The organism is Amycolatopsis sp. (assembly GCF_035276945.1).
GTDB lineage: Bacteria > Actinomycetota > Actinomycetes > Mycobacteriales > Pseudonocardiaceae > Amycolatopsis_E.
In genome coordinates, this window is record NZ_DATELF010000084.1 from 1 (window position 1) to 11,680 (window position 11,680).

The 11,680-nt window shown below is 68.2% G+C and carries 12 protein-coding genes and 1 pseudogene; 6 read left to right on the forward strand and 7 right to left on the reverse strand.

The features are described from left to right. Positions 1-203: 203 nt before the first annotated feature. Entirely contained in the window at positions 204-647 is a 444-nt protein-coding gene (locus VJT49_RS14065; RefSeq protein WP_324165237.1) for an endonuclease domain-containing protein, read from the forward strand. Here VJT49_RS14065 and VJT49_RS14070 read toward each other — a convergent pair. The 5 genes from VJT49_RS14070 to VJT49_RS14090 all read right to left on the reverse strand — a co-directional run bounded on the left by VJT49_RS14070 (position 620) and on the right by VJT49_RS14090 (position 4,161). Then, positions 620-1,282 (reverse strand): hypothetical protein, encoded by a 663-nt coding sequence (locus VJT49_RS14070; RefSeq protein WP_324165238.1) that lies wholly within the window; start codon positions 1,280-1,282, stop codon positions 620-622. The genes VJT49_RS14065 and VJT49_RS14070 overlap by 28 nt on opposite strands. A gap of 131 nt (positions 1,283-1,413) precedes the next feature. Next, positions 1,414-2,571: a methyltransferase domain-containing protein gene (locus VJT49_RS14075; protein WP_324165239.1), complete on the reverse strand. Its 1,158-nt coding sequence runs from the start codon at positions 2,569-2,571 to the stop codon at positions 1,414-1,416. Positions 2,572-2,574: 3 nt separating this feature from the next. Next, complete coding sequence (locus VJT49_RS14080) at positions 2,575-3,549, reverse strand: MvdC/MvdD family ATP grasp protein (protein WP_324165240.1); 975 nt, start codon at positions 3,547-3,549, stop codon at positions 2,575-2,577. Continuing rightward, positions 3,542-3,811 carry a hypothetical protein gene (locus VJT49_RS14085; RefSeq protein WP_324165241.1) on the reverse strand — a complete coding sequence of 90 codons (270 nt, stop codon included), beginning with the start codon at positions 3,809-3,811 and terminating at the stop codon, positions 3,542-3,544. The genes VJT49_RS14080 and VJT49_RS14085 overlap by 8 nt, the downstream gene beginning before the upstream one ends. Before the next feature lie 110 nt (positions 3,812-3,921). After that, the gene (locus VJT49_RS14090) at positions 3,922-4,161 is read right to left on the reverse strand and encodes a hypothetical protein (RefSeq protein WP_324165242.1); all 240 of its coding nucleotides are present in this window, start codon (positions 4,159-4,161) and stop codon (positions 3,922-3,924) included. 251 nt (positions 4,162-4,412) lie between these two features. Here VJT49_RS14090 and VJT49_RS14095 point away from each other — a divergent pair, with 251 nt between their 5' ends. Next, positions 4,413-5,921, forward strand: a complete 1,509-nt coding sequence (locus VJT49_RS14095) for a peptide deformylase (RefSeq protein ID WP_324165243.1) — start codon at positions 4,413-4,415, stop codon at positions 5,919-5,921. 191 nt (positions 5,922-6,112) lie between these two features. On the opposite strand, the gene VJT49_RS14100 is transcribed toward VJT49_RS14095, so the two are convergent. Beyond that, a complete protein-coding gene (locus tag VJT49_RS14100) occupies positions 6,113-6,352 on the reverse strand; it encodes a Tn3 family transposase (protein ID WP_324165244.1) in 240 nt (79 codons plus the stop codon). Positions 6,353-7,114: 762 nt separating this feature from the next. Here VJT49_RS14100 and VJT49_RS14105 point away from each other — a divergent pair. From VJT49_RS14105 to VJT49_RS14115, 3 genes and pseudogenes are all read left to right on the forward strand, one after another. Then, positions 7,115-7,696 (forward strand): annotated as a pseudogene (locus tag VJT49_RS14105) (RNA polymerase sigma factor); the annotation flags it as partial. Positions 7,697-8,696: 1,000 nt separating this feature from the next. Next, positions 8,697-9,572, forward strand: coding sequence for a recombinase family protein (locus VJT49_RS14110; protein WP_324165245.1), 876 nt, complete (start codon positions 8,697-8,699; stop codon positions 9,570-9,572). A gap of 129 nt (positions 9,573-9,701) precedes the next feature. Next, complete coding sequence (locus VJT49_RS14115; RefSeq protein ID WP_324165246.1) at positions 9,702-10,403, forward strand: hypothetical protein; 702 nt, start codon at positions 9,702-9,704, stop codon at positions 10,401-10,403. An 85-nt stretch (positions 10,404-10,488) separates the two neighbouring features. On the opposite strand, the gene VJT49_RS14120 is transcribed toward VJT49_RS14115, so the two are convergent. Then, entirely contained in the window at positions 10,489-10,911 is a 423-nt protein-coding gene (locus VJT49_RS14120; protein ID WP_324165247.1) for a toll/interleukin-1 receptor domain-containing protein, read from the reverse strand. Between the two features lie 476 nt (positions 10,912-11,387). On the opposite strand from VJT49_RS14120, the gene VJT49_RS14125 reads away from it, so the two are divergent. Next, the coding region (locus tag VJT49_RS14125) for a recombinase family protein (RefSeq protein ID WP_324165248.1) at positions 11,388-11,680 on the forward strand (293 nt) is incomplete at its 3' end.

An 11,680-nucleotide genomic window follows, 5' to 3' on the forward strand; every position in this document is an offset into this window, starting at 1 on the left:
AGCAGGACCAGGGACTACGCTCAGCATCGGGTCGTACCTTCCCGGCCGACGCGCCAACGTCGGCCTTGCTTGGAACCTTCAACCGGTCACCGGGAAGGTACGCCCCCTCCCGGCCCATCCACAGGTTTCAAGCATTCCTCCCGAAGACAGCGTCCCGCGAGCAGCGGTTCGCTCCTCTGGAAGAACAGCGGGTCTGGTGGGCCGTGCGTCTGTTGGACGACCCTGTCGACCCGAGTACCGTGCCGCCTTCTCGCCGGTGCGTGTTCGGCGGCGGCCTGAGTGTCTGGCCGCCGTACCTGTCGGGCGAGTCTCGGATGGGCCGGATCCGCCAGCAGCTGGTCGACCTCGCCGGACCGCTGTGCCACGCTTGCGGCCGGGCCATTGGCGTCGTCGTCGATCACGACCACTTCACCGGGCACGTTCGCGGGTTGTTGTGCTGGACCTGCAACGCCTGGATCGACGAGTGTCCGCATCTCGACGGCTGCCCCCGGGCGAGCTACCTCAACGACCCGCCCGCGGGGCACCTGCGTGTGCGCTACCCGCTCGCGCATCGCGATCGGGAACACGACCGTGCGCGCATCGAGTACCTCGGCATCGACCCATTTCCCCCGGCTCGGCCCTACCGCCGCGGACAGCATGGAGCCTGATGCCGAGTCCGCACCTGAGCCGGAGCCGCCAGCGGTGCGGGAGCCCGCGGCGACGGCAGCGGGGTCCCGCACGGTGCTATTCGCGTGCGCGCTGCTTCTCGACCTGGCGGTGGTACTTGTTCGTCAGCGAGCCGTCGCTGGTCGGGACGTGGCGCCGGTGCAGCTCGGGCTCGTTGTCGTGGTGGAAGTACCGGTACCGCGCGTCGTGGCCCTGCGTGCGAACCCAGATCCGCCAGCACGTCCTCCAGCCAGCGCCGGGCGAACGCGCGCCGGTTCTTCACCTGCGCCATCACGGGTTCCAGCAGATTTCCGATCTCCTCGTGCAGTGCCTCGCTGTCCGGATCAAGCAACGACAGGCATTGCCCGGCCAGCGTCGATGCCTCGTCGGGCAGGGACCCGAGGGCCTCGCCGGTACGGAACGGGAAGCTGGCGTAGCGCCGGTAGCAGTCGATCACGTACTCGGGGAACGCGGGGAACCGGTCCGGCCAGTCGTCCCCGCCGGGCAGGGTGTAGTAGTCCAGCAGCATGAACAGGTCGTCGAGGTGGAACGCGTCCTCGGTGACATCCGGGCTGGGCTCGTCGAAGCTCTTCAGGTTCGGGACGTCAGGCTCGGTGGTGATGGCTTTCCTCCGCACTCAGCGGGATCGGACCAACAGCCCACGTTCAACGGCCAGCCCCGCCGCGATGTTCCCGACACTCGGGTTAAGCCAGAACTCCCGCGCTGACAACAACGTCCACGTCCGCGCCCTCGGCTCCGGCGAGCGGCTCAGAAGCCGCTGCCCAGCGGCCAGCTGTGGTCGCTGTCGGGGTCGTCGAGCCAGATGAACTGCTTGCCCGGGACGTTGAGTGCGGTGACGCCGAGCCGGGCGGCGTCTGGCTTGTCGAGGGCGTCGAACGTGGCGGCGGCGTGCTCGATGGTGTCCCACAGCCGGTAGGGCCCGGACTGCCGGACCGCCCAGGTCCCCTCGGCCAGCGGTGTCAGGTCGGCTTCGGCGCGGGCGGGGCCGCGTTCGGCTACGACGACGCCGTGTTCGAGGCTGCCGCCGAACTGCAAACCTGGCGCGTGCAGCCAGAGGAACAGCTCCAGATCTGGTCGGTCCAGCAGCGCGGCGGGATCGACGGCCGTGGTGCCGTAGTGCGGGATGCCGGTCGATGCTCCGACCGGTTCTTGCCCGGGCCCGAAGGGGCTTTCGACGTCGGTGCGCATTGGCATGAACAGCACCGGGAACGGGTCGATGCGGCCTGCGACCTCGTCGTCGGCGGTCTTGTCGAGCACGAGCAGCGGCCCGGCGGTGCCGGCGTCGAGCGGAGCGACGATCCGGCCGCCGTCGGCGAGCTGGTCGATCCAGGCCGGCGGGATCGCGGTGACCGCGCAGGTCGCGATGATCCGGTCGAATTTCATCTCGCCCGGCCATCCGGCGAAGCCGTCGCCCGCGGCCAGGTGCGGGCTGTATCCGGCGGCGGTCAGGTGCTCGTGGGCGGCGTCGACCAGGTCGGGGTCCAGGTCGAGGGAGTAGACGTTGTCCGCGCCGAGGCGATGCGACAGCAGGGCCGTGTTGTAGCCGGTGCCGGTGCCGATCTCCAGCACCCGGTGCCCCGGCTCGGCGGCGAGCCGCTCCAGCATCACTGCCATCACGGTGGGCTTGCTCGAGGACGAGCTGGTGATCTCCCGCCCGGCCGGGGCGTCGGCGGCGGGGCGGGTCTGGGTGGCCAGGGATTCGTCGGAGTAGACCGCGTCCAGCCAGCCCGGATCACCCGTGCCGAGCGAGGCGGGGCCGTCGAGGATGCGCGGGACGAACAGGTGCCGGGGCGTCGCGGCGAACGCGTCGCGCCAGGCCGGGTCGGCCAAGACACCGGCGGCAACGAGCTCGTCGGCGAGGGCGGCCGCCCGGGTTTCCCAGGTGGCGGTGTCCAGGACGTCCACGGTCTACTCCTCGGTCAGTGCGTCGGCGATCGCCGCGGCGATCGGCAAGTCGCATTCTTCGGCCAGCCAGCCCCACGCGGCAACCGCGTTCGCCTCAAGACAGGTCCACGCCCCGTCCGGGTGAACGACAAAATCGAACGCGCTGAACGCCAGCCCGGCCACGTCCAGGTACCGGGCGATCCCCGCCCGGACGTGCTCGGGGACGTCGATCACCTCGTAGGTCAGGGCGTCGTAGTCCGACCGCCAATCTACCTGCGCCTTGTCGCTACTCGCGTGGATCGCCACTCCGAACAGCCGGTCCCCGACCGCGGTCACGCGGGCCTCGAACCGCTTCGGCTGCCACTGCTGAACGAGGTGCGCCGTCAACTCAACCCCGTCCAGCGCGTCGAGTTCGTCGCGGCCGAGACGCCGGGTATAGACCAGCGCCTCGCCGCCGGACTCGTACACCACCGGCTCGGCCAGCGGCTTCACGATCAGGTCCCCGAATTCCTTCGCGAACGCCCGGACCGCGTCGGCGTCGTTGGTGATCAGCGTCGGCGGGACGGCCAGCCCGGCCTGCTTCAGCACGGCCAGCTGCCGCGGCTTGTACGCGGCATCGGCCAGCGCCGACGGGTGCGAGAACCAGGTGACCGGCAGGCTCGCCAGCACGCCGCCGAGCCCGACCCGGGCCTGCGCCCGGCTGAACCGCAACTCCGGAGCGGACATCCCGGACGGCATGACGGGTTCGGTCGGTTTGCCGTAGTAGACCGCGGTGACCTCGTGCAGCGGGACGTCGTGCTCGGTGGTGCGCAGGGCACCGCGCCAGCCGGCCGTGTCCGGGGTCAGCTCGGCGCCGATCGACATGGTGAGCGGAAAGTCGCCGATGTTGACCGCCTGCCAGCGGACACCGCGGGCATCGAGTTCCCGCCCGACTGCGGCGGCCGCGTAGTCCTCCTGGATGCCGATCAGCAGGACCAGCGGATCGCGGTGCTCAGTCATCCGGGGTGGTGTAGGAGTCGTCGACCAGCTTGCCGTCCTCGTTGCAGTTGCGGCGATGGAACGTGTCGTGTGCCGTGGTGCGGTGCTTGGCCTCCGGTACCACCGTGATCCGCCGGGCCTGCACGCCGCGCAGGATGAACGGCCGGACGACACTGGGGTTCTCGTCGGACAGCGGCCGGGCGCCGACGTTGACCGGGAACCGCTGGCTCGTCGGCATCAACGGGTCACCAAGGTCTCCGGCTGCCGTGTCGAACGGGGGCATGCTGAACTCGACCTCCCTGGTTGGGGTGCGCGGTAGCACACTCGGGGCGCTTATCCACCCTGCTCAGGCGCGGACGACCGAGGCAAGATCCGACCGAGCGAACCTGCTGGTCACGTCGGCGCGGACGCGGCTACGGCTCGCTCTCGGCGGGCACTCCGCGGCGCCGGGATCGGCAGGATGCCGTGCACGGCGGCGATTTCATTGTCGGCCAGGATCTCGTGCGGGTTCTGCCGCAGCCACAGCCCGCACGAGCCGCAGGCGTCGAAGACGCCGCCGAGGGTACGGAACTGGACCGGGCTGATCATGTCGGTCGGGTGCCCGAGGTGGTAGCCGAGCGAGGGATGGCACACCGGGTGCAGCTGGTGATATCGGCCGGCGGCCGCGACGTCCTCGGCCAGGTAGGCGTGGCGGCGGCTGTCCCCGCCGTAGAACGGATCACCATACGTGTCGGCCTCGTGCTGCCCGTCATCGCGTGCCCGCCCCCGTCCTCGACCGTCGTGCTAACTGGAGGAGACCGCGACCTGCGGGTGTGCCTCTAGGCTGAGCTGCGACTCACGGTGGATTCACGCACACTCACGGTCTTCGAATGGCGGAGGCGGCGATGACGACGGGCACGACCGGCACCACGGACACCGGCGGGCCGGATGCCGAGGTGAACGTGTTCGCCGTCGAGCTCGAACGCTGGCGCGACGTGCGCGGATTCTCCCGCGCCGCGCTGGCCAAGGTGATGGGCTACGACCGCTCCTACGTGTCGAAGGTGCTCTCCGGAACGGAGAATCCGTCCGAGCCGTTCGCCGCGCACGCGGAGAAGGCGCTGCGCTCGGGCGGCGCGCTGGTCGCGGCCTGGCGCGACTACGACGCCGACCGGCCCGCCAAAACCCGTCCGCCCGCACCACCACTGCCGGACCCGCAGACGGGCAGCCTGGTGGTCGACCATGACGACGCGACCCTGCGCTACGAGGACGGCGTCTACCGGCTCACCCAGCGCCGGCACCTGGTCAACCAGGGCGCCGAGCCGATCACCCGCTACCTGATCCGCATCTCCGTAGACCGGTTTCCCGGCGATCCGGAGCGCTCGAACCAGCTCTACTCCGAGAACCCGCTGACCTGGGACGAGATCGACCTGCACGCCTGGCACGGCCGCGGCCGCGCGAACCCGATGGGCTGGACCGCGCATCACGACCGCGACGCGTTCAAGGAAGTGTGGCTGCTCTTCGCCGGCGAGCACGGGCATTTTCCGTTGTATCCCGGGGAATCCTGCTGGATCGAGTACGAGTACACCGTCAGCGAGATGCACTGGGGCAACTGGTTCCAGCGCGCCGTCCGGCTCCCGACCCGCACCCTGTCGGTGTGCCTGGACTTCCCGGCCGACCTCGCCGCGTCCGTCTGGGGGCTGCATACCTCGATGACCGCGCAGGCGATGCCATTCGCCACCGCGATCGCCCGCGACGACACCGGCGACCGGCACATCTTCTCCTGGTCCTGCGAGGACCCGCCGCTGCACGCCCGCTACCGGCTCGAATGGGACTTCCGCGGCCGCGCCGCCTCGGACGGCCCGCCGCCCGCGCCGAGCGCCGTGATGGCGGCCCTCGGCATCGTGCAGGACAGCGACCCCGCGTTGCGTCGCGTCGCCCGCCGCTTCGACCTCCCCGCCGAGACCGAGGACGCCCGCCGGGTGGTGACCGCGCTGAACTCCGCCTGCGAGCGGGTCGCCCAGGCCCACACCTTCGGCAAAGGCATGGGGATCGCCGCGCCGCAGATCGGGATCGACCGTGCGGCGGCGATCGTGCGGACGCCGGACGGCGAGGCGATCACCCTGTTCAACCCCACCATCATCGAATCCGGCGGCGAGGTCGACGAGCAGTACGAGGGCTGCCTCTCGTTCTTCGACGTCCGCGGACAGGTCCCGCGCTCGCATGTGATCCACGTCGAGCACACCACCATCGACGGCCAGCCGAAGATCACCGTGTTCGAACGCGGCGTCGCCCGCCTCGTCGCCCACGAAGTCGACCACCTGCACGGGCAGCTCTACACCGACCAGATGCGCGTCGGGGTCGAGCCGATCCCGGTCGAGCAGTACCGCGGCACCGGCACCAGTTGGAAGTACTGATGGCCCGCTGGAGCTTCCGCCGGTGGCCGTACCAGCCGACGTTCCCGATCACCATCGCCGGGCCTCCGGCCCGCCAGCTGATGCACCGTCCCCATGCCGACCAGCATTACTCCGAATCCGCCGAACGGCCACCGCAACCCCCGGCTCCGGCCAGTCGAGGCTCCCCGCGCGCGCCGGGCGAGGCGAGCCGGTCAGAAGTCGACCTCGCTCTCCTCCACGGTGGCCGGGTCGCGCAGCGGCCGCAGGCCCTGTGCGGGCTGGGACGGGGTGATCGAGTAGCGGCCCAGGACGTTGACGTGCTTGTCCTTCAGCGGCGAGAGCCGGGCCTTGTCGGCGTCGTCGATGACGTGCCCGTCGGCCTCGAGCTGGGCGACCGCGGCGTCCAGGTAGCGGGTCGTCCAGAGTAGGGGTGACGGGGAGGAAGCTGTCACCAGCCGCAAACGAGCTTATCGTTGCTGGTCAGCGGGGTTTGTTCTTGGCGAGGCGGTGGAGGCTGGCGCCTCGTGTCAAAGCTCGAAGTCGCCTGTGATGTCTTCCGAAGTTCTCTGCACGGTGCTCAGTCGGGGTGCGTAGCGAAGGGGATCTTGGTTCGCTGCTCGTTTCGCTCATAGACGCGATCAAGTCTGAAACCGGAGCGTGAGGTGGCCTACGGGGACGGTAGGGCCGTCACTGGTCTGCCCTACCGCGACCGGGTCTTTCATCTCGAACGAACGCTCGACGTCGCGGTGCCGGCGTGCCCGTCGCGAGCTACCGGATAACGGGCCATTATCCGGTAGCTTGATCCACAACGAGGATCGGCGACCAGCGCGAACTCCCCGCCTGGCAGTTGTGAGGCGTCATTTCGCTGGCCTGGAATACGTCACCAGGTGTCAGTAGGTAGGCGTCACTCGATGTCACTGGTTTCCCGGTGATCCCCCGCGTGGGCGTGTCAGTAATGACGCCCGGCCGCTGACAAATCGAATCGGAGCCTGATTGATCGTCTATCACTTGCCCACCGTGAGTGTGACTGCGCTTCAGTTGCGCTTCAGTTGGCCAGTCGTGCGTGGTTTCTAGTCAGGGTTGGCGTTGGTCCGTGTGGGTGGTCTGCCTGGAGTGGCTGGTACCTGTGCGAGCGGTCATTCTTCAAACTCGGCGGCCTGGGTCTGCGGCTGCTCTACGATCGGCGGTGAGCGACGTGTGGACCGGTGACGTGGATGGCTGAAAAACGAACTAAGAATGTCGATCGCCCATGGGAAGGGTTGACTGGCACAGATCGGCAGCAGGTCTACCTGTTGGCGGCCAGAACTGGCAATCGCTCGGCGTGGGATGTCCTGGTCGCGGAGATGACGCCGCTTGTCTGGCATGTGGCGCGGGGCAACGGGCTGGACCGGCACGCCGCGGAGGACGTGGCAAGGACGGTGTGGCTGGCGCTGTTCAGCCACCTCGACCAGATCAGGGAACCCAAGGGCCTCGTTGGCTGGCTGATCACCACCACACGGCACGAGTCGCTCCGCAGTCACGGGCGCAAGCCGCCGCCGGTCCCGCTCACCGACGTGCTGGACGAGACCATGCCGGGCACCCAGCCCGCCGAAGCCGAGGTGTTGCACGCGGAGCGGGACCGGCGGCTCTGGCTTGCCTTCCAGCAGCTCCCCGGCCGCTGCCAGGAGTTGCTCCGGCTGACCGTCTTGGCCGGGCGCGCCGAGTACCGCGTGGTGGCCGACGTCATGCTGAGGCCGCGCGCGAGTATCGGGCCGAGCAGGCGACGATGCCTGAAAACGCTGCGCGAACTGTTCTCCGTGCTCTCCGAATTCGGGGAGGAATCCTGGCCGGGCAGTGACGAAGAGCTGTTCAGGCAGCTGGACGCGCTGTTCGACATGGTGGACGCGGTCCCTGACGACTTGGCCGCCCGGATGGCGTTCGCCGTGGCTGTGGAAGACGCGGTGGAACGCATTGGCGTCGAGGACGCTCGGGACGTGCCTGCTGCCTCCGTTGACCAGGAAGAGGCCACCGGCAGCGACCGAGCGGGGCGGGTCCCCGAGCAGCACACCACACGAGTGCTGGACCAGTCGCTTTTCGTGTATGTGGCGGGGAATGACTACGAGGCGGCACAGGAGTTGGCTGCTGCCATCACGGAGGTGCTCGCGCGGCAGGGGATTGAGGCCGCACCGGATGGGCCTCCCGTGATCTCCTCATGGGCTCAACGGTTCACCTTGAGCGTCAAACGGTTCCTGAGCCGCTCTGAGGTCAAGCAACGGCTGCAGAAGGTCGAGCACGCCCTCGAGGTCGTCGCTGTGCAGAAGCCGATGAGTGAAGTGAATGCGCAGCACGCCGACGCGGTGAACAAGCTGCTGTCCTCGGCGGAGAAATGCGATAGCTTCGTGGCCCTCGTCGGATCGATGTTGATGGTGAAACACACCGACGAGTCGGGCCGGGTCAACGCCTATGCGCAAACGCTCTCGGTGGCGCAGGTTCGCGCACTTGAGCGTAACCAGCATCTGCTCAAGTCTCCCGCTGCGTTGCTGGCGCACCTGGAGACGCTGTCCCACGAGGATGACATCCCAGCAACGAGGGACGTCCATGATGTGAACGGCGCGATCCGGCCGAGCAGTCAGTTGGATCGCCGAACCTGAACGAACCCGTAACACCGAGCCAGGCGGAGGTGTTCCGAGAAGTCTGTTTCATAGGCGACCACCTATGAAACACCCGGCGGCGTCCGGCACGTTCAGGCCTGATCGTGTTTCATAGGACGATTCAAACAGCTGGACGGTTGAAACGCACCCATGAAACGATCCCGGGGTGAGCGACGACGATTTCCTCCGGGTCGAGGATCACGACTGCCCGATGTCGAGCTGCGCCGCCCCGGCCGGGTCGCCGTGCCGGACCGGCAAGGGCAAAGTGGGCGTCCAGTACCACACCGCGCGGTTCCGGCTCGTGCCCGCGCTGGCCAAGGCGCTCACCGTCGCCACGCCCGCGCTGCGCAAGCCGGGCACGGCCTGGACCGAGTTGCCCCGCCCGGCGGCGGCCGGTGCTGAGCCGGCCGGGCACGCCCGGATCGGCTACGCCCGCGCCTCCACCGCCCGCCAGTCCCTCGACACCCAGCTCGACTCCCTCGCCCGCGCCGGAGTCGCCCGGGTGTTCTCCGAGAAGATCTCCACCCGCGCGCTGCGCCGCCCCGAACTCGACAAGGCCGTCACGCTGGCCCGCGAGATGCGCGCCTCCGGCCTCGCGGTCACCCTCGTCGTGCACGAGCACAAACGCCTCGGCCGCGGCATCGAACTGGCCACCCTCGCTGAGCAACTACGCGCCGCTGGCATTGGCCTGCAGTTCCTCACCGGCGAGCTGCAGGGCTCCCACGACCCGACCGGCATCGTGTTCACTGTCCTGGCCGCCCTCTCGGGGATGGAACGCGAGTACATCCGCGACCGCACCCTCGAAGGACATGAGTCCGCCCGCTCCCGCGGCAAGAGCATCGGCGGCGCCGCCGTCACCGACGACGCCATGCTCTCCCACGCCCTGCACCTGCGCGACCAGCAAAACCTCAGCCTCCGCGAGATCGCCAAACGCCTCGTCATCACCACCGGCAAGAAGAAAGGCCAGCACCCCTCGCCAGCCACCGTCCTGCGCATGCTGCGCGACCACGACCAGCGCACAGAAGCGGCGGCCGGATCATGAAGGCGGTGGATTCGACGTGGCCGCTGTGGGCGGACACCGCGACCGTCGACGGCGCCGGCCCCTGTCTGGGTAGCCGCTGACGAATCCGGCTCCTCGGGAGAAAATCTCGCCGGTCCGCAGGGCGGCGGCGTGTTCGCTCATGCTGCGGTACGGATCGACGACAAGACCGCAGGCCCGCTTCTCGCCGACCTGCGACAGCAGGCAGGAGCAACTCAGTCTCCCGAGGCGAAGTTCGCCCAGTTCAAAACCAGACGTGGTCGGAAAGCCCTCGCCGATGCGCTGGGGCCTGGTGGTGCGCTGGAAGACCGGGTCGTCATTGACGACAAGCGCTACCTGATCGTCTCGAAGATGATCGACTTGCTGGTCGAGGAATTGACCCACACACGGGGCATCGACTTGTACCGCGATGGCACGGCACGGAAGCTGGCGGTCTCCCTCTTCCGCGATGGACCCCGCGGGCTCGGCGAGCTGTGGGATCCCTTGATGGCCGCCTTCGTCAGCCTGGCCAGAACGACCCATCGCGGCGGAGGCGACAAGGAAACCGTCGACTCGTTCTTCGCCCGGCTCGATCAAGCGCGGTGGCGCTGCCGGAGAAGGTCCGTCGAGCCGCTACTGGGCCTGCTGCTCCAGACCCGCGCTCACGCCGACGACCTGGTGCTATTGGACAAACTCAGGACTGAACAGCTTCTGCTTGTCGTGCAGGAACCGCATCGCGCCGTGGTCGGCGGACCTGGCCGCATCGGCCGGCCGCGTTGTGATCGAAGCCCAGCTCAGGAGCCCCACCGAGATCGCAGACGCCCTGCAACCTGCGGTCATGCCGTTGATCCGTGAACGCGTGGCGGCAGACCTGCCCCTGTGAACCTCGCTCCACATACGCGACTTCGAACATCCATGCAACCGGCTTCGGACATCGCCACTACAAGGCGATGAGCTCAGCGATCTTCTTAGCGATGTCTTTGAGCGAGTCCTCGTCAGTGCTGAGACCGTTGCGGGAGCCGAGGAGCGGGCTGACGGCCCGAATTTCGTCGTAGGTCACCCCGTGCGCGACGGGGATCAGCAGGTCGCGAGCCAGCAGCTCAGAGAGTTCCTTCTCGGACACACCACCGCGTTCGATGCGCTTGAGGAAGGCGGGCGTGATGAGGACGAGACCGATGCGCGTCTTGGCCAGGCCCTTGTCGATCTCCCGCATGAACGGCTGGCCAAGGATGATGTCCCGCTCGCTGAACCAGACCGACACGTCCTGCGCTTCGAGAAAATCGTGCAGTTCAGTCGCGGTCCCTCGCCGGTCGTCCCAGGCATGGCAGAGAAACAGGTCGTAGGACTCCGCGCGCGGTCCCACCACTTCAACCTTCTGACGGTAGCGCTCAAGCGCCGCTGCTTCGTCAGAGCTATAGGTGACGGGAGAGTTGGCCGGCGACCAACGCGGACGAGTCGATCGGCCAGCGCCGCCTCTACTTCCACCGCTGGACCCGCCACTGCCGCTCGAAACGCGAGCGGTCGGCGAAGTGTAGGGAGGCGGGGAGTAGGACGACCGGTAACGGCCACCATGAACAGGGCAGTCTGCGCCGCCACCACGGATGTGGCCGCGTACGGGTGCTGTGCATCTCATGGTTCGAGTCTAGGAGCGACCACCGACAGTCCTGGTTCGAAATCCTGCCGGGACCCGCGCCGCTCGGTCATCGTGCAGAGGACTACGGACATCAGTGCAATCGACTTCGGACATAGACACGACCAGCGAAACTTCCAGGTGGCGACTGTCGAGAACTCGTGCCGGAAATCAATGTCGGTAAACATGCTGTTCGGTATTGTCGACACATGTTGATCGGCTACGGGCGGGTGTCCACCGCCGAGCAGAACCCCGCCCACCAAATCGACGCCCTCACCCGCGCCGGAGTCGAGCCCAACGACATCCACATCGACTCCGCCAGCGGCGCGAAGGCTTCCCGCCCGAAGCTGGATCTGGTGCTCAAGCTGGTCCGCAGGGGCGACACGCTGGTGGTGACCCGGCTGGACAGGCTCGGGCGCTCGGTGGTGCACCTGGTGCTGCTCGGCGCGGAGCTGCGCGAGCGTGGCGTCGGGCTGAAAGTGCTCGAGCAGGGCATCGACAC

Excerpts from the sequence above, each read along its gene's own strand:
- VJT49_RS14080 (WP_324165240.1), bottom strand. The coding sequence starts at position 3,549 with ATGACTGAGCACCGCGATCCGCTGGTCCTGCTGATCGGCATCCAGGAG.
- VJT49_RS14095 (WP_324165243.1), top strand. The coding sequence starts at position 4,413 with ATGACGACGGGCACGACCGGCACCACGGACACCGGCGGGCCGGATGCC.
- VJT49_RS14085 (WP_324165241.1), bottom strand. The coding sequence starts at position 3,811 with ATGCCCCCGTTCGACACGGCAGCCGGAGACCTTGGTGACCCGTTGATG.